Genomic DNA, 19,133 nt, shown 5'->3' with positions numbered 1-19,133 from the left:
ATGGCAGTTGGATCAAAAGAGCTGACAACTGAGCAGCTGGACGGCTTCGATAAGGACCGTCTCGTCGAGGAACTGCGCAAGTCCAAGGAGGAGCTGTTCAACCTCCGCTTCCAGTCGGCCACCGGCCAGCTGGAAAACCACGGTCGTCTGCGTGCAGTCAAGCGCGATATCGCCCGCATCTACACGGTGCTGCGTGAGCGCGAGCTGGGCATTCGTCCCGAGGTAGTTGCTCCCGTTGAGGAAGCAGCACCCGAGGCACCGAAGAAGTCCAAGAAGAAGGCTACTGAGTCTGAAGCTGAAGCCAAGGTCGCTGAGGATGATGCCAAGTGAGCGAAAACAAGAATGAGGCAGCAGTGACAACTGACGCAAACGGCGCCGATGCCCGCGGGTACCGGAAGACCGCACGCGGCTACGTGGTCTCGGACAAGATGGACAAGACCATCGTTGTCCAGGTTGAAGACCGCGTGAAGCACGCCCTTTACGGCAAGGTTATTCGCCGGACCGAGAAGCGCAAGGCCCATGACGAGCAGAACGCTGCCGGCATTGGTGACCTCGTGCTGATCGCCGAGACCCGGCCGCTGTCCGCTACCAAGCGGTGGCGCCTGGTCGAGATCCTCGAAAAGGCCAAGTAACCTAGTAGTAAGCAATACCGGCCGGACCGCCGGTGTGTTCGCCAGGCTCCCCGGAGCGTGAAGAACATGCCGGCCCCGTCCACAGCGTAAGGGCCCCGGCCGCGTTATCATCTACGATTTCGCATCCGGGGCCTTTTCGCGATAAACTTGAAATCTTGTCTGTGTGGTGCGGAAGTGTGCCCGGAGAACGGCCGTGTTCGAGCCGGAATTCCGAGCCGGTTTCCTCACCGCCGAATGAGACAAAAGCCCGATAATCTTGTTCGACGCCTTGAAGGCGGCCCGCACTGGCGTGCGGCCGGCGGGCAGGCGTTGAGTACCAGTATTACGGGGTCCACCCATATCCGTTCCGCAAGGCTCATATTTGAGAACCGGCGCGACGACAGGAGTAATAAGTGATTCAGCAGGAGTCGCGACTGAAGGTCGCCGACAACACGGGTGCCAAGGAAATCTTGACCATCCGCGTTCTCGGTGGATCCGGCCGTCGCTACGCAGGCATTGGCGACACCATCGTTGCCACCGTCAAGGATGCAATTCCCGGCGGCAACGTCAAAAAGGGCGACGTGGTCAAGGCCGTCATCGTCCGTACCAAGAAGGAACGCCGCCGCCAGGACGGTTCCTACATCAAGTTCGATGAGAACGCTGCAGTGATCTTGAAGAACGACGGCGACCCCCGTGGTACCCGTATCTTCGGGCCGGTCGGCCGCGAACTTCGCGACAAGAAGTTCATGAAGATCATTTCGCTGGCTCCGGAGGTGCTGTAGTCCATGGCAAAGATCAAGAAGGGTGACCTCGTTCAGGTCATCACCGGTGCAAAGGCTGAGCGCGGCGGAGACCGCGGCAAGCAGGGCAAGGTTCTGAAGGTTTTCCCCGAGAGCAACCGCGTTCTCGTTGAAGGCATCAACCGCGTCACCAAGCACACCAAGGTTGGCCAGTCCTCCCGTGGTTCCAAGACCGGCGGCATCGAGGTTGTTGAAGCCCCGATCCACGTTTCCAACGTCGCCGTTGTCGACCCGGAAACCAAGAAGCCGACCCGTGTTGGCTTCCGCACTGAAACCGTCGAAAAAGATGGCCGTGAGCGCACAGTGCGTATCCGCGTGGCCAAGGGCTCTGGGAAGGACCTCTAATGACTGAGACTGTCACCAAGATCGTTCCCCGTCTGAAGACCCGCTACGCAGCGGAGATCAAGCAGACCCTGCAGGACGAATTCAACTACGCAAACGTCAACCAGGTTCCCCGCCTCGTCAAGGTGGTCGTGAACATGGGTGTTGGAGATGCCGCCAAGGACTCCAAGCTCATTGACGGTGCTGTCCGGGACCTCACCCAGATCACGGGCCAGAAGCCCCAGGTCACCAAGGCACGCAAGTCCATCGCGCAGTTCAAGCTGCGTGAAGGCATGCCGATCGGCGCGCACGTTACCCTGCGCGGCGACCGGATGTGGGAGTTCGTGGACCGCCTGGTTACCCTGGCTCTGCCCCGTATCCGTGACTTCCGCGGCCTGAACGGCAAGCAGTTCGACGGCAACGGCAACTACACGTTCGGTCTGACCGAACAGTCGATGTTCCACGAAATCGATCAGGACAAGATCGACCGCGTACGCGGCATGGACGTCACCGTGGTTACCACTGCAAAGACCGATGACGAGGGACGCGCGCTGCTGAAGGCGCTCGGCTTCCCGTTCAAATCCGAAGATTAATTACTACGTAACAGGTCCGACGGACATCCGTGAGGCGACGCCGCACGGGAATCCTGCAGGAAACCGTTACGAGGGAGGGCAAGAGCCCAAATGACAATGACAGATCCTGTCGCAGATATGCTCACGCGTCTGCGCAATGCAAACTCGGCATACCACGACTCCGTGTCTATGCCCTACAGCAAGCTCAAGGCGCGCGTTGCTGACATCCTGAAGGCCGAAGGCTACATCGCCGGCTGGAAGGAAGAAGAAGCCGAGGTCGGCAAGAAGCTGACCCTGGACCTCAAGTTCGGTCCGAACCGCGAGCGTTCCATCGCCGGCGTTCGCCGCATCTCCAAGCCCGGTCTGCGCGTTTACGCAAAGTCCACCAACCTGCCGCGCGTGCTCGGTGGTCTGGGTATCGCAATCCTGTCGACGTCGTCAGGTCTCCTGACCGACCGCCAGGCCGCCAAGAAGGGTGTAGGTGGGGAAGTCCTCGCCTACGTCTGGTAGCAGGGAAGGGAAAGAAAAATGTCACGTATTGGACGTCTGCCCATCCCGGTTCCTGCCGGAGTAGATATCGCCATCAACGGAAACGTTGTGTCCGTCAAGGGCGCCAAGGGCGAGCTGAGCCACACTGTGCCCAGCCCGATCACGGCTTCCCTGGAAGACGGCATCATTACCGTTACCCGCCCGAACGACGAGCGTGAATCCCGCTCCCTCCACGGCCTGACCCGCACCCTGATCAGCAACATGATCACCGGTGTGACCGAAGGCTACAAGAAGGATCTGGAAATCGTTGGTACCGGTTACCGCGTTGTCGCCAAGGGAGCGGACCTCGAGTTCGCCCTGGGCTACAGCCACCCGGTCCCCGTCACCGCCCCGGAAGGCATCACGCTTACCGTGGTCGGCCCGACGAAGGTCACCGTGTCCGGTATCGACAAGCAGCAGGTGGGCGAGGTTTCCGCCAACATCCGCAAGCTGCGTAAGCCCGACCCCTACAAGGGCAAGGGTATTCGTTACGCCGGCGAGATTGTCCGCCGCAAGGTCGGAAAGGCTGGTAAGTAACCATGGCCATCAGCATCAATAAGAAGCGAAACAGCAAGAGCAAGGCTGCCCTCCGCAGCCGTCGCCAGCTGCGTATCCGCAAGCGGATTTCCGGGACCACGGCTCGTCCGCGCCTCGTGGTCAACCGCTCCTCCCGCCACGTATTCGTCCAGGTTGTCGATGACACCCGCGGCGTAACCGTGGCATCCGCCTCCACCATGGAAGCGGATCTGCGTGCACTGGACGGCGACAAGACTGCCAAGGCCAAGCGCGTCGGCGAACTCGTCGCTGAGCGGTCCAAGGCCGCCGGCGTCGAAGCCGTTGTCTTTGACCGCGGCGGCAACCGCTACCACGGCCGTATTGCTGCAGTTGCAGACGGCGCACGTGAAGGTGGGCTGGCACTGTGACCGAGGTAAACAAGGAAAAGGAAAATCAGGTGACTGAAGCTACAGCTGCTGAGGCAACTGAGACCAAGGAAGCCGCAGCCACCGGTACCGACGACCGCCGCGGCGGACGTCGCGGCGAGCAGCGCTCCGACCGTGGAGGCCGCGGCGAACGCGGTGGCCGCGGTGGCCGCGATGGCGGACGCAACGATGATAAGGACAAGTTCATTGAACGCGTCGTTACCATCAACCGTGTTGCCAAGGTGGTCAAGGGTGGCCGTCGCTTCAGCTTCACCGCCCTCGTAGTTGTCGGTGACGGCAACGGCATGGTCGGCGTTGGCTACGGCAAGGCAAAGGAAGTTCCCTCCGCTATCGCGAAGGCCGTTGAAGAAGCCAAGAAGTCCTTCTTCCGCGTCCCCCGCATCGGTGGAACCGTTCCGCACCTCGTCCAGGGTGAAGCAGCTGCAGGCGTTGTCCTGCTGCGTCCGGCTTCCCCCGGTACCGGCGTTATCGCCGGCGGTCCGGTTCGCGCCATCCTCGAATGCGCCGGTATCCACGACGTGCTGTCCAAGTCGCTCGGGTCCTCCAACGCCATCAACATCGTGCACGCCACGGTGGATGCGCTGAAGCGTCTCGAAGAGCCCCAGGCTGTGGCTGCACGCCGCGGTCTTCCGCTCGACGAGGTTGTTCCCGCCGCGATGCTCCGCAACATGCAGAAGGCAGGTGCCTGATGTCGACTCCGAAGAACGTTGCCGTTAGCTCGGCACGGCTGGAAATCACTCAGATTAAGTCCACCATCGGTGGTAAGCAGAATCAGCGCGACACGCTGCGTTCACTGGGCCTGAAGCACATCGGCGACTCCGTCGTCCGTACTGCCGATGCAGTGACCGTTGGCATGATCAACACGGTTCCGCACCTCGTGAAGGTTGAGGAGGCGAAGTAACATGCCCGAAGATAACAAAGCTCTGAAGGTTCATCACCTGCGTCCGGCACCCGGTGCCAAGACGGCCAAGACCCGCGTAGGCCGCGGTGAAGGTTCCAAGGGTAAGACGGCAGGCCGCGGTACCAAGGGTACGGCTGCCCGCTACCAGGTCAAGGCCGGTTTCGCAGGCGGGCAGCTTCCGCTGCACATGCGCCTGCCGAAGCTGCGCGGCTTCAAGAACCCGTTCCGGGTCGAGTTCCAGGTTGTAAACCTGGACAAGATCTCGGAGCTGTTCCCCGAAGGCGGCGCCGTGACCATCGAAGCACTGGTTGCCAAGGGTGCGGTTCGCAAGAACCAGCCCGTGAAGGTTCTTGGATCCGGCGACATCACCGTCAAGGTTGATGTGCAGGCCAACGCCTTCTCCGCCAGCGCAGCTGAGAAGATCGCCGCAGCGGGCGGATCCACCACCGAGGTCTAGAACCTTGTGGCGGATCAGCCTCCTTTCCCCGCCGGACGCCCTGAGCGGACGGCGGGGGAGGGGCGTGCGACTCCCCGTGTGAAGTGACTGAACTCCTGGCGGACCGATAGAACGGTCTGGCAGGAGTTCAGTTTCGTTTAACGCAACTACCGCCGCCCGTACGCCGTTAACGCAGTACGGGGTCCGAGCGGCTAGACTCTGTTTCTGTCACAAGTCCGCATGGGACTTTCAAACTTCAGGAGGACGCTTGCTTAGCGCTATTGGCCGGGCTTTCCGGACGCCAGACCTGCGACGCAAGCTGTTGTTTACGCTGGGTATCATCACTATCTTCCGCATGGGTGCTTTTATCCCGGCCCCGGGTGTTGACTACGGCAATGTGCAGCAGTGCTTGGCTCTGGGTGCCACTTCGGGTGGCATATACGAATTCGTCAATCTTTTTAGCGGCGGCGCCCTGCTGCAGGTTTCCATCTTTGCCCTGGGCATCATGCCGTACATTACGGCCAGCATCATCGTCCAGCTGCTGCGCGTGGTGATCCCGCACTTCCAGGCACTCCATGAAGAAGGAGCGCAGGGCCAGTCCAAGCTCACGCAGTACACGCGCTACCTCACCATTGCGCTTGGCCTGCTCAACGCCACCACAGTGGTCTCCCTGGCCCGCTCCGGGGCACTGTTCAACAACCAGTGCGCGCTGCCCGTCATCCCCGATGACAGCCTGGTCACCATCCTCCTGCTCATCATCACCCTGACCGCCGGCACCGGCGTCATCATGTGGATGGGCGAACTGGTCACGGAGAAGGGCGTGGGCAACGGCATGTCGCTGCTCATCTTCACCTCCATCGCCGCTTCCTTCCCCAGCGCCCTCGGCGCCATCCTCACCGCACAGGGCTGGACCATCTTCCTGGCCGTCCTTGCCGTGGGTGTCCTCACCGTGACACTGGTGATCTTCGTGGAACAGTCGCAGCGGCGCGTGCCCGTGCAGTATGCCAAGCGCATGGTCGGCCGGCGCACCGTCGGCGGGACGAACACCTACATCCCGATCAAGGTGAACATGGCAGGCGTGATCCCCGTGATCTTCGCTTCCTCCATGCTGTACCTGCCCAGCCTGCTGGCCCAGTTCAATACCCCCGCCACCGGCACGCCGCCGGAATGGGTGGTCTGGATCAACAACTACCTGGTCAGCGGCGACCACCCGCTGTACATGCTGGTGTACTTCCTCCTGATCGTCTTCTTCACCTACTTCTACGTCTCCATCACGTTCAACCCGGACGAGGTCTCGGAGAACATGAAGAAGTACGGCGGCTTCATTCCCGGCATCCGGGCCGGCCGCCCCACCGCCGAATACCTGCAGTATGTGCTCTCACGGATCACGCTGCCCGGCGCCCTGTACCTGGGCTTCGTCGCCCTGATCCCGCTGATTGCTCTGGTGTTGGTTGGAGCTAACCAGAACTTCCCGTTCGGCGGAACGTCAATCCTCATCATGGTTGGTGTGGGACTGGAAACGGTCAAACAGATTGACGCACAGCTCCAGCAACGTCACTACGAAGGGTTATTGCGATGACAAGAATGCTCATTATCGGGCCTCCCGGTGCCGGTAAAGGAACTCAGGCCGCCCGCATTTCGGAGCGCCTCGGCGTCACGGCAATATCGACCGGCGACATCTTCCGCTCCAACGTCAAGGAACTCACGCCCCTGGGCGTGGAGGCCAAGAAGTACATCGATGCCGGCAACTTTGTTCCGGACAGCGTTACCAACAGCATGGTCCGCAGCCGGCTGCAGGACAACGACGTCGAGCCCGGCTTCCTGCTGGACGGCTACCCGCGCACCGTGGCACAGGTCGATGAACTCGACGACATCCTGGCCGGCAAGGGCCAGAAGCTCGACGCCGTGCTGCTGCTCACCGCCGACGACGACGAACTGGTTGCCCGCCTGCTCAAGCGCGCCGAACTCGAGGGCCGCAGCGACGACACCGAAGACGTCATCCGGCACCGGCTGGACCTCTACAAGCAGCAGACGGCCGACGTCGTCTCCCGCTATCAGGACCGCGGCATCGTGACCCGCGTCGACGGACTGGGCGGCATCGACGAAGTCACCGAGCGCGTGATGGAAGCACTGAAGGACCTGCGCTAAAAGTTATCCGCCAGAAAGTTAGAAGACACATGTTCGGCCAGCCTCGAATCCAATACAAAACCAACGAGCAGATGCGCATCATGCGCGAAGCCGGCCTGGTGCTGATCTCCGCACTCGACGCGGCCGTGAAATCCGCAGAGGTAGGAGTCAGCACGCGGGAAATCGACGCGGTTTTCGCCGGGGTGCTGAAGGAAGCCGGAGCCACCTCCAATTTCCTTGGCTATTACGACTACCCCGCAACGGTCTGCACTTCGGTGAATGAGGAAGTTGTCCACGGCATCCCGGGGGACCGGGTGCTGCAGGAGGGCGACATCATTTCCATTGACGGGGGCGCAGTAGTCCGCGGCTGGCATTCGGACTCGGCACGCACGGTGATCGTGGGCACGCCCGACCCCGAGGACCAGCGTCTCTCGGATGTCACCGAAAACGCCATGTGGCACGGTATTGCCGCCGCAGCCAAGGGTAAATTCGTGGGCGATATCGGTGCGGCGGTTGATGACTATGTCAGCTCCGTGCCGGGCAAGCGGCTGGGCATCCTCGAGGACTATGTCGGACACGGCATCGGAACCGAAATGCACCAGGCGCCGGACGTCCTGAACTACCGCACCAGCCATCGCGGACCGAAGCTGCGGCCCGGGCTGTGCCTGGCCATTGAGCCCATGCTCGTGCGTGGCGGGATCGAAACCAAAACCCTTGAGGATGACTGGACGGTCATCACGGTTGACGGCAGCCGGTCCAGCCAGTGGGAGCACTCGGTGGCCATCCATGAAAAGGGAATCTGGGTGCTGACGGCTCCGGACGGCGGGGCCTCCCGGCTCGAACCGCTCGGTGTCACACCGGTCCCGATTCCCTAGCAGCCGGATACCGGACAAGGACTGCAGGCTCCGTTCCCTTTGGGGAGCGGGGCCTGCAGTCTTTTCCGCCATTGCAACTGCGGTGCAAAACGGTACCTGGGAAACTGGACAGCGGCAGCGATTTAACTTATGCGGCCTCTTCCCGTAGAGTTATCTGTTGGTTGTCTCTACGTTTGTGCCCTGATTGACCGATCTCGATGGCTTGTGCCCCGGGATCGGCGGGCGGATACGGCAGGGAAAGCCACAATCGAAAACCGTTTCCGGTCTTAGCCGGGGACACAGACGTTAGCGGAGGATATGGCCAAGAAAGACGGCGTCATTGAGATCGAGGGCTCGGTCAACGAAGCCCTGCCCAACGCGATGTTCCGCGTTGAGCTGGCCAACGGCCACATTGTGCTCGCACACATCTCGGGAAAGATGCGTCAACACTACATTCGCATCCTCCCAGGAGACCGCGTTGTAGTGGAACTTAGCCCGTACGACCTCACCCGGGGTCGGATCGTCTACCGCTACAAATAAACCGCTGCAAAGACGGAAAGCCAGCCGGCACTGCCGGTTGGCCGCCCGTTGAAGCTCAACCCTGCAACCACGCAAAGGAAAACCATGAAGGTCCAGCCGAGCGTCAAGCAGATCTGCGATAAGTGCAAGGTGATTCGCCGTAACGGTCGAGTCATGGTGATCTGCGAGAACCCGCGCCACAAGCAGCGCCAGGGCTAATCAGCCGCTCTAACGCCGGGGTCCTTACGGGCACCGGATAGAGGGCCCCTGACACCAGGGAACAGCCCACGCGTAGTTAATTGAATATGGCAGTGCAGCGTCAATACGCGTGACGCACACCCCCGGTACGGAGGCCGGGGACCTGGCAACAGGGACGCACTGCTTCAGACCTCCGGTAATAACCAAAGGAGAACCGCCGATATGGCACGTCTCGCTGGCGTTGACATTCCCCGCGAAAAGCGGGTAGTGATTGCGCTTACCTACATCTACGGCGTGGGCAAGACCCGTGCAGAGCAGACCCTTGTGGAGACCGGCATCAGCCCGGAAACTCGCGTCAAGGACCTCACCGACGCTGAACTCGTTCAGCTGCGTGACTACATCGAGGGCAACTTCAAGGTTGAGGGTGACCTCCGCCGTGAGGTGGCCGCCGACATCCGCCGCAAGGTCGAGATCGGCAGCTACCAGGGCATCCGGCACCGCCGCGGCATGCCCGTCCACGGTCAGCGCACGAAGACCAACGCTCGTACCCGCAAGGGCCCGAAGCGTACCGTTGCCGGTAAGAAGAAGGCCGGCCGCTAAATAAGCGGTCCTACGGCCAAGGCCCGAATCCGGGCCACCTAAACCAAACTCTTTGTAGGAGAAGTAATGCCCCCCAAGACTCGTGGAGCGGTCCGCAAACCGCGTCGCAAGGATAAGAAGAATATCGCGCTCGGCCAGGCGCATATCAAGAGCACCTTCAACAACACCATCGTGTCCATCACGGACCCGTCCGGTGCTGTTATCTCATGGGCTTCCGCCGGTGAGGTTGGCTTCAAGGGCTCCCGCAAGTCCACCCCGTTCGCTGCTCAGATGGCTGCTGAAGCTGCCGCCAAGCGCGCACAGGAGCACGGCGTCCGCAAGGTCGACGTCTTCGTGAAGGGTCCGGGCTCGGGTCGCGAGACCGCTATCCGTTCGCTGCAGGCCACCGGCCTGGAGGTTGGCTCCATTCAGGACGTCACCCCGAGCGCACACAACGGCTGCCGTCCCCCGAAGCGCCGCCGCGTATAAGCAGCACTGCGGTTCCGGATCCCTCCGGCGGGCACTCCACTTCGGTGGCCTGCCCGCCGGAGGGATCCGGTCCCGGGCTGGCTGTTAGCCGTCCAAGACGCCCGCGGAAGACCCGTCGTCGTCGTTTCCACCATTTGTGTTGCGTCATATAGCGGATGCTCGCTGAAAGGAAATGCAAGTGCTCATTGCACAGCGCCCCACCCTCACTGAAGAAGTCGTAGCCGACAACCGCTCACGGTTCATCATTGAACCGCTGGAGCCCGGTTTCGGCTACACCCTTGGTAACTCCCTCCGTCGTACCCTGCTCTCCTCCATTCCCGGTGCTGCTGTCACCAGCATCCGGATTGACGGCGTGCTGCACGAGTTCACGACGGTTCCCGGCGTCAAGGAAGATGTCACTGAGATCATCCTGAACGTCAAGAACCTCTCGGTTTCCTCCGAGCACGACGAGCCCGTTGTGGCGTACCTGCGCAAGCAGGGCCCCGGCGTGGTTACGGCTGCGGACATCGCTCCGCCGGCCGGCGTGGAGTTCCACAACCCCGACCTGCACATCGCCACGCTCAACTCGAAGGGCAAGTTCGAACTCGAACTGACCATCGAGCGCGGCCGCGGCTACGTGTCCGCCAGCCAGAACAAGTCCGGTGACCAGGAGATCGGCCGTATTCCGGTTGACTCCATCTACTCGCCGGTCCTGAAGGTGACCTTCCGCGTGGAGGCCACCCGTGTTGAACAGCGCACCGACTTCGACCGCCTGATCGTCGACGTCGAGACCAAGGATGCCATTGCACCGCGCGACGCCGTCGCGTCTGCCGGCACCACCCTGGTCGAGCTGTTCGGCCTGGCACGCGAACTCAACACCGCCGCTGAAGGTATCGAAATCGGTCCGAGCCCCACGGATGCCGCACTGGCAGCCGACATGGCCCTGCCGATCGAAGACCTCGAGCTGACTGTGCGTTCGTACAACTGCCTCAAGCGCGAAGGCATCCACACGGTGGGTGAACTCGTAGCCCGCTCCGAGGCTGACCTGATGGACATCCGTAACTTCGGTGCGAAGTCCATCGACGAGGTGAAGGCAAAGCTGGTTGAACTGGGTCTGTCCCTGAAGGATTCCCCTCCCGGGTTTGATCTGGCCGCCCACGCCGCAGCTATTGAAGAGGACGAGTCCGAATACTCGGACGACGAGCTCTAACTGAAGCAAATTCTTGCCGTCGGGCATTTGATGCACCGCACGGCACCGTTTGAGGAGAAAAAGTAATGCCTACACCCACCAAGGGTAAGCGCCTCGGAGGCAGCCCGGCACACCAGCGCCTGATGCTGGCGAACCTTGCCGCGCAGCTGTTCGAGCACAAGCAGATCACCACCACGGTGACCAAGGCCAAGCGTCTGCGTCCCTACGCAGAGCGCCTGATCACGTTCGCCAAGCGCGGGGACCTGTCCTCCCGCCGCCGCGTCCTCGCCCTGATCTCCGACAAGGGCATCGTTCACGAGCTCTTCACCGACATTGCTCCGGCAGTCGAGAAGCGCGACGGCGGTTACACCCGTATCACCAAGATCGGCAACCGCAAGGGCGACAACGCCCCCATGGCAGTCATCGAACTGGTCCTGGAACCGCTGTCTGCCAAGCAGTCGGTAGTGGCCGAGGCCAACACCGCAGCTGCCGCAGCCGCACCGGCTCCGGTTGCAGAGTCCGCTGACTCCGCCGATTCGGCAGATTCCGCTGACTCCGCAGAGTCGGCCGACTCCGCTGAATCAGCTGATTCCGCTGATGAGGCAGTCGTGGAGACCGAAGAGAAGAAGTAATTCTTCGCTGACGTCCCGGTGCCCTTAATATGGGTGCTATGACTATTGAAAGGCCCGCTGTCCCGGAAATGGACGGCGGGCCTTTCCGCGTCCGGATGGACCTCGCCTACGACGGCGCACCGTTCTCTGGCTGGGCTGCCCAGCCCGGCCTGCTGACTGTGCAGGGGATGGTGGAGGACGCCCTGGCCGTACTGCTGCGCCGCCCGGTCCGCCTCACGGTCGCCGGGCGGACAGACGCCGGCGTCCATGCCCGCGGGCAGGTGGTGCACTTTGACCTCACCCGGGCCGAATGGGACGCACTGGCCCGCGGCCGGGACCTGGACCCGGGGGTTTCACTGCGCCGCCGCCTGCACGGGGTGCTGAACAAGGAACTCACCGCCCCCGGCCGACGCGAAGGACGCCAGCGACGGGTAGTGGATGCCCTGGGGGGAGCCATTGAAATCCGTTCGGCCGCTCCCGCCCCTGACGGCTTCGATGCACGGTTCTCGGCCCTGTGGCGGCGCTACAGTTACCGCATAGCCGACCTGCCCGAAACCCGCGACCCGCTCTCCCGTCACACCACACTCTGGTACAAGGCACCGCTGGACACGGACCGGATGAACGAGGCGGCGGAGGGTGTGCTGGGCATCCGGGACTTCCTGTCCTACTGCAAGCCACGGACCGGATCCACCACCATCAGGGAGCTGCAGGAGTTCAGCTTTGCCAGAGGCAGCGACGGCATCATAGCCACCCACATCCAGGCTGACGCCTTCTGCCATAACATGGTGCGTTCCCTGGTGGGAGGGTCACTGCTGGTGGGTGCGGGGGAGCGCCGGCCCCAGTGGCTGGCCGAGCGGCTCGCGGCCATGATCCGGGACTCCAAATCCATCCTTGCGCCGCCCCATCCTCTGGTGCTGGAAGAGGTCAGGTATCCCGCCGACGCCGGCCTGCAGGACCGCGCCGACCTCACCCGGGCGCACCGCGGATAGCGCGATGGAACGTCGCGGCATAAAATGAAGGCAAATCGAATACCGGTGCCCGCGGCTGTTGAAACGAACAGCTGCTGCGACAGCTTTTGACCTGACCCCGCAAGCAGGCTATTGTTTATAGTCGTTGTGCGTGTCCTACCTCGATAGGCCTATGCCCACGGGAGCGGCTCAGTTGCAGAGCCACCTGGCCCCGGGGAAATAGCCGAGATCTCAGGACCACTGGTTAATTCAGTCCTCACCTGACCATCCGGTAACGCATAGAGAAGCTGCACTGACCATGGCATCCATGGACAGCGCGCCACCTAAGAAGAAGAAACGAAGGCAAAAACCGTGCGTACGTACACCCCGAAGCCCGGCGACATCAACCGCCAGTGGCACGTCATTGACGCCACCGACGTTGTCCTAGGCCGTCTTGCCAGCCAGACCGCAACACTGCTGCGCGGAAAGCACAAGCCGACCTTTGCTCCCCACATGGACATGGGCGATTTCGTCATCATCATCAACGCTGAGAAGGTTGCCCTCACCGGCGCCAAGCTCGAACAGAAGCGTGCCTACCGCCACTCGGGTTACCCGGGCGGCCTGTCCTCCGTCAACTACGCCGAACTGCTGGAGAAGAACCCGGTGCGCGCAGTTGAGAAGGCCATCCGCGGCATGCTGCCCAAGAACTCCCTGGCTGCTGACCAGATCAGCAAGCTGAAGGTGTACCGCGGTGCAGAGCACCCGCACGCCGCGCAGCAGCCCAAGACCTTCGAAATCACCCAGGTCGCCCAGTAGTTCTGGCCCGCCAACTAAAGAATTAATTCAAGGAGAATCGTGGCTCAGAACACTGAAGAGCTGAATGAAAACACCGAGGAGCTCACCAGCTACACCTCGGAATCCTCTGACTCGGCACAGACCGCAGTCAAGGAACGCCCCGCCCTGACCGTCGCCGGCTCCGCCGTCGGCCGCCGCAAGCAGGCCATCGCCCGCGTGCGCGTTGTTCCGGGTACCGGCAAGTGGATCGTCAACGACCGCGAGCTCGAAGACTACTTCCCGAACAAGCTGCACCAGCAGGAAGTCAACGAGCCGTTCAAGCTTCTTGAACTCGAAGGCGCCTACGACGTCATCGCCCGCATCCACGGTGGTGGCCCCTCCGGCCAGGCCGGTGCACTGCGTCTCGGTGTCGCCCGTTCGCTGAACGAGATCGACCGCGAGAACAACCGCCCCGCCCTGAAGAAGGCAGGCTTCCTGACCCGTGACGCCCGCGTCATCGAGCGCAAGAAGGCCGGTCTCAAGAAGGCACGCAAGGCTCCGCAGTACTCCAAGCGCTAATTCAGCGCTTCCCATGGTGCATTCGCTGGAGCGAATGCACCATGGGGCCCTCGCACTGAATTGGCGCTTGGCTCCACAAGCGCTAATCGGGCGCTTGGCTCCACAAGCGCTAATTTGGCGGTTGGGTTCACAAGCGCTAATTTGGCGGTTGGGTTCACAAGCGCTAATTTGGCGGTGCCGGATCGGTGCTTGGTTCAAAAAGGCAGTCGCTTCGGCGGGTGCCTTTTTTGGCGTTAAGCGGCCCGGTAAGCGTCACGTTGGACACACCCACGGATGCCGATTTGGCTGCCCTCCGCATAGTTTTGACCCACCCGTTTCGGAGGGACGGGGGAAGCGGTGGCAGAATGGGCCAGTAAGTTGCCCGTTTAGCGGTACTCCGCTGTGGCCACAACCTGCTTGAGGATGCGCAATGACAAGATTATTTGGAACGGACGGCGTCCGTGGACTGGCCAACGGGCTGATCACCGCCGAAGTCGCCCTCGGCCTTGCCCAGGCCGCCGCCGTGGTACTGGGCCACAACCGCGTGGAGAACGGCCGCCGGCCGGTCGCCGTTGTGGCACGGGACCCCAGGATCAGCGGAGACTTCATTTCTGCGGCCATGGAAGCAGGCCTGGCCAGTTCCGGTGTTGACGTCTTCGACGCCGGCGTCCTGCCCACTCCGGCGGCTGCGTTCCTCGTAGCCGACCTGGACGCCGATTTCGGCGTCGTCATTTCCGCATCCCACAACGCTGCCCCGGACAACGGGATCAAGTTCCTGGCACGCGGCGGGCAGAAGCTCGACGACGCCGTCGAAGACGCGATCGAAGCCGAAATGTCACGCCCCGGCCTCCGGCCCACCGGAAGCGACGTGGGACGGATCCACCGCTTTGCCGACGCCGAAGACCGGTACGTGGTGCATTTGCTGCAGACCCTCCCCAACCGGATTGAAGGCCTTAAGGTAGTCCTGGACTGTGCACACGGCGCGGCCAGCGGCTGTTCCCCGCAGGTATTCGCCGACGCCGGGGCCGAGGTAGTGGTCATTGGTGCGGAACCGGACGGGATCAACATCAATGACGGCTACGGTTCGACCCATCTGGAGGCACTGCAGGCCGCCGTGGTGGCCCATGGCGCAGACCTGGGCATTGCGCATGACGGCGACGCCGACCGCTGCCTGGCCGTGGACCACGAGGGCAACGTCGTTGACGGTGACCAGATCATGGCGATCATGGCGATAGCCATGAAGGACGCCGGCAAGCTGAAGGACAACGCCCTCGTAGCCACCGTGATGAGCAACCTCGGGCTGAAGCTGGCCCTCCGGGAGGCGGGCATCAATCTGATTGAAACCGGAGTGGGGGACCGCTACGTCCTGGAAGGCATGCGCTCCGGCGGCTACAGCCTCGGCGGCGAACAGTCAGGACACGTAATTTTCTCCGAATACGCCACCACCGGCGACGGCGTGCTGACCGGGCTCCAGCTGGCCGCACAGGTGGCCCGCACCGGAAGCACCCTGAAGCAGCTCTCGGGTGTCATGCAGAAACTCCCGCAGGTGCTCATCAACGTCAAGGGCGTGGACAAGGCCGGTGTGCAGACCAACGAGCCGGTCCGCCAGGCCGTGGAACAGGCACAGGCAGCCTTGGGGGAAACCGGCCGCGTACTGCTGCGTCCCTCCGGCACCGAACCGGTAGTCCGGGTGATGGTAGAGGCCGCAGACATGGAGACGGCCGCATCCACGGCCCGCACGCTGGCCGCAGCCGTTGAAGGAAACCTGGCGCTCAACGCTGAGGCAGGGGCTTCGGTCTGATCCCGCCCGCTGCTACGTCTTGCGCAGCAGCATCCTCGTCACCGAGTGGTCCGCGTCCTTGGTCAGCACCAGCTGGGCGCGGCCCCTCGTGGGCAGGACATTGGTCACCAGGTTGGGTTCATTGATGCGTTTCCAGATGTCCAGGGCAGTGGCCCGGGCTTCCTCATCCGTGAGATCGGCGTACCGGTGGAAGTACGACGCCGGATCAGCGAAGGCGCCGCTGCGCAGGGACTGGAACCGCTGGACGTACCATTCCTCGATGTAGGAGGTCCGGGCGTCCACATAGATGGAAAAGTCGAAGAAGTCGCTCAGGGCCAGGCCGGAGCGCCCGTCCGCGCGCGGGCGGGCCGGTGCCAGGACGTTCAGCCCTTCGACAATGAGCACATCCGGACGGTGCACCACAATCTCCTCGCCCGGAACAATGTCGTAGGTGAGGTGGGAGTACCGGGGAGCACGGACTTCCTCGGCGCCGCTTTTCACCTCGCTGACAAAGCGCAGGAGCCGGCGCCGGTCATAGGACTCAGGGAAGCCTTTTCGCTGCATCAGCCCGCGGCGCTCGAGTTCGGCGTTGGGGTAGAGGAAACCGTCAGTGGTAATCAGTTCGACATTGGGTGTGTCCGGCCAGCGGCGCAGCATCTCTCGCAGCACACGCGCGGTGGTGGATTTGCCCACCGCCACGGAACCGGCCACACCGATGACAAACGGGGTACGCGTGGTTTTCTCACCCAGGAACGTGGTGGTGGCGCTGTGCAGGCGGCCCGCTGCAGCGACATACAGGTTTAGCAGCCGCGACAGCGGCAGATAGACCTCCCGGATCTCGTCCAGGTTCAGCTGGTCACCGAGCCCGCGCAGCCGCAGGATGTCCTCCTGGTTGAGCGGAGAACGGATCTCATGGGAGAGCCGCGACCAGGTCTTCCGGTCGAGCTCCACAAAAGGCGTGAAGCTGCTCTCAGGCGACTGGGCCCCGGAGGACTTCATATGGCGTTCTGACACCCTAGGAATTCTGCCCTGTAGCGGCGGCAATCCCAAACGGTGTGCCCGCGCAGAGCGCGGCATGGCACCGCCGCCGGCAGGCAGGTTTCGGTAAGCCGGGCCGCTGGCCGGTACGCTTAGTGGTATGTGTGGAATTATTGGATATGCAGGCCGCCCCGGAGCCGCCGCAAGCGTTGAAGCCGCAGCAGAATCCGGACTGGCCGGGAGCCACGGCGCCCTCGACGTCGTGATGGAAGGTCTCCGGCGCCTGGAATACCGCGGATACGACTCCGCCGGTGTCGCCGTCCTGACCCCCGAAGGCATCCAGGTCCGCAAGAAGTCCGGAAAACTGGCCAACCTGACAGCCGAACTGGAAGCCTCGCCGCTTCCGGCCGCCTCCACCGGCATCGGCCACACCCGCTGGGCCACCCACGGCGGACCCACCGACGAAAATGCGCACCCCCACCTGGCGGACAACGGCCGCCTTGCCGTGATCCACAACGGCATCATCGAAAACTTCGCCGAGCTGAAGACGCAGCTGCTCGCCGCCGGCACCGTCTTCGTCTCTGAAACCGACACCGAGGTTGCCGCCGCCCTGCTGGGCTCGATCTACCGCGGCGAAGGCGCCGGAGACCTGGCCCGCTCCATGCAGCTTGCCTGCCAGCAGCTTGAGGGTGCCTTCACCCTCCTTGCCGTGCACAACGATTCCCCCGGCACCGTGGTGGCGGCACGGCGCAACTCCCCCCTCGTCGTCGGTCTGGGCGAGGGCGAGAACTTCCTGGGTTCCGACGTCTCCGGCTTCATCGACTTTACCCGCCGGGCCGTGGAGCTGGGCCAGGACCAGGTGGTGACCATCACCCCCGATTCCGTGGAGATCACCGACTTCTTCGGCACGCCGGCCGAAGGCACCGAGTTCCACGTGAACTGGGATGCCGCGGCAGCCGAAAAGGGCGGCTATGACTCCTTCATGGAGAAGGAAATCAACGACCAGCCCCAGGCTGTGGGGGATACCCTGCTGGGCCGCTCCGACGCTGACGGACGCCTGACCCTGGACGAGCTTCGGGTCAGCCCCGAGGAACTGAAATCCGTCAACAAGATCATGGTGCTGGCCTGCGGTACCTCCGCCTACGCCGGCCAGGTAGCCAAGTACGCCATTGAGCACTGGTGCCGCCTGCCGGTCGAGGTAGAGCTCAGCCACGAGTTCCGCTACCGGGACCCCATCGTGGACGCGAACACGCTCATCGTGGCCATCTCCCAGTCGGGCGAGACCATGGACACCCTCATGGCGGTGCGTTACGCCAAGGAGCAGGGCGCCAAGGTGCTGGCCATCTGCAACACCAACGGCTCCACCATTCCGCGCGAAGCGGACGCGGTGCTCTACACCCACGCCGGACCGGAAATCGCCGTTGCCTCGACCAAGGCCTTCCTGGCGCAGATCACTGCCGCCTACCTGCTGGGCCTTTACCTGGCACAGATCCGGGGCAACAAGTTCCAGGGCGAGATCAAGGACATCCTGGCGGACCTGTCCAAGGTACCGGACAAGATCCAGCAGGTGCTGGATAACTCGGGACAGATCAAGGAACTGGCGCAGCTGATGTCGGAGACCGGCTCGGTGCTCTTCCTGGGACGCCACGTCGGCTTCCCAGTAGCGATGGAAGGTGCGCTGAAGCTGAAGGAACTGGCGTACATCCACGCTGAAGGATTCGCCGCCGGCGAGCTGAAGCACGGCCCGATCGCCCTGATCGAGGAAGGCCAGCCCGTGTTCGTGGTGGTCCCCTCACCGCGCGGCCGGGATTCGCTGCACGCCAAGGTGGTTTCCAACATCCAGGAGATCCGTGCCCGCGGCGCCAAGACGATCGTTATTGCCGAAGAGGGCGACGACGCCGTAAAGGCCTACGCCGAGCACATCTTCTACGTGCCGGAAACGCCGCCGCTGCTGGCGCCGCTGCTGACCACCGTGCCGCTGCAGATCTTCGCCTGCGAACTGGCCACGGCCAAGGGCTTTGATGTGGACCAGCCGCGCAACCTCGCCAAGTCCGTCACGGTCGAGTAGGAAGCGGCCGCAGATGATCATCGGGATCGGCGTCGATGTAGTGGACGTACCGCGCTTCGGGCGGCAGCTGGAACGCACCCCCGGCCTGCGGGCGCGCCTGTTCGCCCCGGCGGAGCGGGAACTGAACCTGCGCTCCCTTGCAGCGCGGTTTGCTGCCAAGGAAGCCGTGGCCAAGGCCCTGGGAGCCCCTGCGGGAATGAACTGGCAGGACTGCCAGGTCCGGCTGGATCCCGCCGGAGCGCCGCAGCTGCAGATCGATGGAACGGTAGCGGCCGTGGCCGCCGGGAAGGGCGTGCAGGTCTGGCACCTGTCCCTCAGTCATGACGGGGATGTAGCTACAGCAATGGTCGTCGCCGAGGGCTAAGGTGTAGCG

General features: G+C 62.9%; 27 protein-coding genes. 26 read left to right on the top strand and 1 reads right to left on the bottom strand.

Features of this window, described 5'->3' with window-relative positions; genetic code table 11:
* The 24 genes from rpmC to glmM all read left to right on the top strand — a co-directional run bounded on the left by rpmC (position 1) and on the right by glmM (position 15,735).
* On the top strand, positions 1-330 hold the full coding sequence (gene rpmC / locus MUK71_RS16255) for a 50S ribosomal protein L29 (protein WP_269436328.1): 330 nt from the start codon (positions 1-3) through the stop codon (positions 328-330).
* Positions 327-632, top strand: coding sequence for a 30S ribosomal protein S17 (gene rpsQ, locus MUK71_RS12675; RefSeq protein ID WP_279326965.1), 306 nt, complete (start codon positions 327-329; stop codon positions 630-632). The genes rpmC and rpsQ overlap by 4 nt, the downstream gene beginning before the upstream one ends.
* Positions 633-1,024: 392 nt before the next feature.
* Positions 1,025-1,393 (top strand): 50S ribosomal protein L14, encoded by a 369-nt coding sequence (gene rplN, locus MUK71_RS12670; RefSeq protein ID WP_055239356.1) that lies wholly within the window; start codon positions 1,025-1,027, stop codon positions 1,391-1,393.
* Positions 1,394-1,396: 3 nt separating this feature from the next.
* Complete coding sequence (rplX, locus tag MUK71_RS12665; RefSeq protein WP_227903850.1) at positions 1,397-1,756, top strand: 50S ribosomal protein L24; 360 nt, start codon at positions 1,397-1,399, stop codon at positions 1,754-1,756.
* Positions 1,756-2,325: a 50S ribosomal protein L5 gene (gene rplE / locus MUK71_RS12660; protein ID WP_227903847.1), complete on the top strand. Its 570-nt coding sequence runs from the start codon at positions 1,756-1,758 to the stop codon at positions 2,323-2,325. Before rplX ends, rplE begins: the two co-directional genes overlap by 1 nt.
* A gap of 90 nt (positions 2,326-2,415) precedes the next feature.
* A complete protein-coding gene (gene rpsH / locus MUK71_RS12655; RefSeq protein WP_227903844.1) occupies positions 2,416-2,814 on the top strand; it encodes a 30S ribosomal protein S8 in 399 nt (132 codons plus the stop codon).
* Between the two features lie 18 nt (positions 2,815-2,832).
* Positions 2,833-3,369, top strand: a complete 537-nt coding sequence (gene rplF, locus MUK71_RS12650) for a 50S ribosomal protein L6 (RefSeq protein ID WP_227903842.1) — start codon at positions 2,833-2,835, stop codon at positions 3,367-3,369.
* Positions 3,370-3,371: 2 nt separating this feature from the next.
* Positions 3,372-3,755, top strand: coding sequence for a 50S ribosomal protein L18 (gene rplR, locus MUK71_RS12645; RefSeq protein WP_227903841.1), 384 nt, complete (start codon positions 3,372-3,374; stop codon positions 3,753-3,755).
* A gap of 29 nt (positions 3,756-3,784) precedes the next feature.
* Positions 3,785-4,462, top strand: a complete 678-nt coding sequence (gene rpsE, locus MUK71_RS12640; protein ID WP_227903839.1) for a 30S ribosomal protein S5 — start codon at positions 3,785-3,787, stop codon at positions 4,460-4,462.
* Positions 4,462-4,674 (top strand): 50S ribosomal protein L30, encoded by a 213-nt coding sequence (gene rpmD / locus MUK71_RS12635; protein ID WP_227903837.1) that lies wholly within the window; start codon positions 4,462-4,464, stop codon positions 4,672-4,674. Before rpsE ends, rpmD begins: the two co-directional genes overlap by 1 nt.
* Before the next feature lies 1 nt (position 4,675).
* Entirely contained in the window at positions 4,676-5,131 is a 456-nt protein-coding gene (gene rplO, locus MUK71_RS12630) for a 50S ribosomal protein L15 (RefSeq protein ID WP_227903836.1), read from the top strand.
* 247 nt (positions 5,132-5,378) lie between these two features.
* Positions 5,379-6,689 (top strand): preprotein translocase subunit SecY, encoded by a 1,311-nt coding sequence (secY, locus tag MUK71_RS12625; RefSeq protein ID WP_227903834.1) that lies wholly within the window; start codon positions 5,379-5,381, stop codon positions 6,687-6,689.
* A complete protein-coding gene (locus MUK71_RS12620) occupies positions 6,686-7,258 on the top strand; it encodes an adenylate kinase (protein WP_227928790.1) in 573 nt (190 codons plus the stop codon). Before secY ends, MUK71_RS12620 begins: the two co-directional genes overlap by 4 nt.
* Before the next feature lie 29 nt (positions 7,259-7,287).
* Positions 7,288-8,112: a type I methionyl aminopeptidase gene (map, locus tag MUK71_RS12615; protein WP_227903830.1), complete on the top strand. Its 825-nt coding sequence runs from the start codon at positions 7,288-7,290 to the stop codon at positions 8,110-8,112.
* Between the two features lie 297 nt (positions 8,113-8,409).
* Positions 8,410-8,631 carry a translation initiation factor IF-1 gene (infA, locus tag MUK71_RS12610; protein WP_055239372.1) on the top strand — a complete coding sequence of 74 codons (222 nt, stop codon included), beginning with the start codon at positions 8,410-8,412 and terminating at the stop codon, positions 8,629-8,631.
* A gap of 84 nt (positions 8,632-8,715) precedes the next feature.
* Positions 8,716-8,829, top strand: a complete 114-nt coding sequence (gene rpmJ / locus MUK71_RS12605) for a 50S ribosomal protein L36 (RefSeq protein WP_012397712.1) — start codon at positions 8,716-8,718, stop codon at positions 8,827-8,829.
* A 201-nt stretch (positions 8,830-9,030) separates the two neighbouring features.
* A complete protein-coding gene (rpsM, locus tag MUK71_RS12600; RefSeq protein ID WP_227903828.1) occupies positions 9,031-9,408 on the top strand; it encodes a 30S ribosomal protein S13 in 378 nt (125 codons plus the stop codon).
* Positions 9,409-9,474: 66 nt separating this feature from the next.
* Positions 9,475-9,876, top strand: a complete 402-nt coding sequence (rpsK, locus tag MUK71_RS12595; protein WP_049829160.1) for a 30S ribosomal protein S11 — start codon at positions 9,475-9,477, stop codon at positions 9,874-9,876.
* Positions 9,877-10,054: 178 nt separating this feature from the next.
* Positions 10,055-11,065 carry a DNA-directed RNA polymerase subunit alpha gene (locus tag MUK71_RS12590; protein WP_227903826.1) on the top strand — a complete coding sequence of 337 codons (1,011 nt, stop codon included), beginning with the start codon at positions 10,055-10,057 and terminating at the stop codon, positions 11,063-11,065.
* Positions 11,066-11,130: 65 nt separating this feature from the next.
* Complete coding sequence (gene rplQ / locus MUK71_RS12585; protein ID WP_227903824.1) at positions 11,131-11,676, top strand: 50S ribosomal protein L17; 546 nt, start codon at positions 11,131-11,133, stop codon at positions 11,674-11,676.
* Positions 11,677-11,714: 38 nt separating this feature from the next.
* Positions 11,715-12,644, top strand: coding sequence for a tRNA pseudouridine synthase A (locus tag MUK71_RS12580; protein ID WP_227928792.1), 930 nt, complete (start codon positions 11,715-11,717; stop codon positions 12,642-12,644).
* Positions 12,645-12,974: 330 nt separating this feature from the next.
* Complete coding sequence (gene rplM, locus MUK71_RS12575) at positions 12,975-13,418, top strand: 50S ribosomal protein L13 (RefSeq protein WP_146361130.1); 444 nt, start codon at positions 12,975-12,977, stop codon at positions 13,416-13,418.
* Positions 13,419-13,457: 39 nt separating this feature from the next.
* Positions 13,458-13,955: a 30S ribosomal protein S9 gene (rpsI, locus tag MUK71_RS12570; RefSeq protein WP_227903822.1), complete on the top strand. Its 498-nt coding sequence runs from the start codon at positions 13,458-13,460 to the stop codon at positions 13,953-13,955.
* A gap of 409 nt (positions 13,956-14,364) precedes the next feature.
* Complete coding sequence (glmM, locus tag MUK71_RS12565) at positions 14,365-15,735, top strand: phosphoglucosamine mutase (protein ID WP_227928794.1); 1,371 nt, start codon at positions 14,365-14,367, stop codon at positions 15,733-15,735.
* Positions 15,736-15,747: 12 nt separating this feature from the next.
* On the opposite strand, the gene coaA is transcribed toward glmM, so the two are convergent.
* A complete protein-coding gene (coaA, locus tag MUK71_RS12560) occupies positions 15,748-16,713 on the bottom strand; it encodes a type I pantothenate kinase (protein WP_227928846.1) in 966 nt (321 codons plus the stop codon).
* A 139-nt stretch (positions 16,714-16,852) separates the two neighbouring features.
* On the opposite strand from coaA, the gene glmS reads away from it, so the two are divergent.
* Both glmS and MUK71_RS12550 read left to right on the top strand, forming a co-directional pair.
* A complete protein-coding gene (gene glmS, locus MUK71_RS12555; protein ID WP_227928796.1) occupies positions 16,853-18,760 on the top strand; it encodes a glutamine--fructose-6-phosphate transaminase (isomerizing) in 1,908 nt (635 codons plus the stop codon).
* A 13-nt stretch (positions 18,761-18,773) separates the two neighbouring features.
* Positions 18,774-19,124 carry a holo-ACP synthase gene (locus MUK71_RS12550; RefSeq protein ID WP_227903810.1) on the top strand — a complete coding sequence of 117 codons (351 nt, stop codon included), beginning with the start codon at positions 18,774-18,776 and terminating at the stop codon, positions 19,122-19,124.
* Positions 19,125-19,133 lie beyond the last annotated feature (9 nt).

It is taken from the genome of Arthrobacter zhangbolii (assembly GCF_022869865.1).
In the GTDB taxonomy this organism is placed as follows: Bacteria; Actinomycetota; Actinomycetes; order Actinomycetales; family Micrococcaceae; genus Arthrobacter_B; species Arthrobacter_B zhangbolii.
The sequence above is the reverse complement of the archived record's forward strand: the minus strand, read 5'-3'. Positions and strand labels throughout refer to the sequence as shown.

Coding starts and splice junctions, on each gene's coding strand:
- rpmC (WP_269436328.1), top strand. CDS start 1: ATGGCAGTTGGATCAAAAGAGCTGACAACTGAGCAGCTGGACGGCTTC.
- rplX (WP_227903850.1), top strand. CDS start 1,397: ATGGCAAAGATCAAGAAGGGTGACCTCGTTCAGGTCATCACCGGTGCA.
- rplE (WP_227903847.1), top strand. CDS start 1,756: ATGACTGAGACTGTCACCAAGATCGTTCCCCGTCTGAAGACCCGCTAC.
- rpsH (WP_227903844.1), top strand. CDS start 2,416: ATGACAATGACAGATCCTGTCGCAGATATGCTCACGCGTCTGCGCAAT.
- rplF (WP_227903842.1), top strand. CDS start 2,833: ATGTCACGTATTGGACGTCTGCCCATCCCGGTTCCTGCCGGAGTAGAT.
- rplR (WP_227903841.1), top strand. CDS start 3,372: ATGGCCATCAGCATCAATAAGAAGCGAAACAGCAAGAGCAAGGCTGCC.
- rpmD (WP_227903837.1), top strand. CDS start 4,462: ATGTCGACTCCGAAGAACGTTGCCGTTAGCTCGGCACGGCTGGAAATC.
- rplO (WP_227903836.1), top strand. CDS start 4,676: ATGCCCGAAGATAACAAAGCTCTGAAGGTTCATCACCTGCGTCCGGCA.
- MUK71_RS12620 (WP_227928790.1), top strand. CDS start 6,686: ATGACAAGAATGCTCATTATCGGGCCTCCCGGTGCCGGTAAAGGAACT.
- map (WP_227903830.1), top strand. CDS start 7,288: ATGTTCGGCCAGCCTCGAATCCAATACAAAACCAACGAGCAGATGCGC.
- infA (WP_055239372.1), top strand. CDS start 8,410: ATGGCCAAGAAAGACGGCGTCATTGAGATCGAGGGCTCGGTCAACGAA.
- rpmJ (WP_012397712.1), top strand. CDS start 8,716: ATGAAGGTCCAGCCGAGCGTCAAGCAGATCTGCGATAAGTGCAAGGTG.
- rpsM (WP_227903828.1), top strand. CDS start 9,031: ATGGCACGTCTCGCTGGCGTTGACATTCCCCGCGAAAAGCGGGTAGTG.
- rpsK (WP_049829160.1), top strand. CDS start 9,475: ATGCCCCCCAAGACTCGTGGAGCGGTCCGCAAACCGCGTCGCAAGGAT.
- rplQ (WP_227903824.1), top strand. CDS start 11,131: ATGCCTACACCCACCAAGGGTAAGCGCCTCGGAGGCAGCCCGGCACAC.
- MUK71_RS12580 (WP_227928792.1), top strand. CDS start 11,715: ATGACTATTGAAAGGCCCGCTGTCCCGGAAATGGACGGCGGGCCTTTC.
- glmM (WP_227928794.1), top strand. CDS start 14,365: ATGACAAGATTATTTGGAACGGACGGCGTCCGTGGACTGGCCAACGGG.
- coaA (WP_227928846.1), bottom strand. CDS start 16,713: ATGAAGTCCTCCGGGGCCCAGTCGCCTGAGAGCAGCTTCACGCCTTTT.
- glmS (WP_227928796.1), top strand. CDS start 16,853: ATGTGTGGAATTATTGGATATGCAGGCCGCCCCGGAGCCGCCGCAAGC.
- MUK71_RS12550 (WP_227903810.1), top strand. CDS start 18,774: ATGATCATCGGGATCGGCGTCGATGTAGTGGACGTACCGCGCTTCGGG.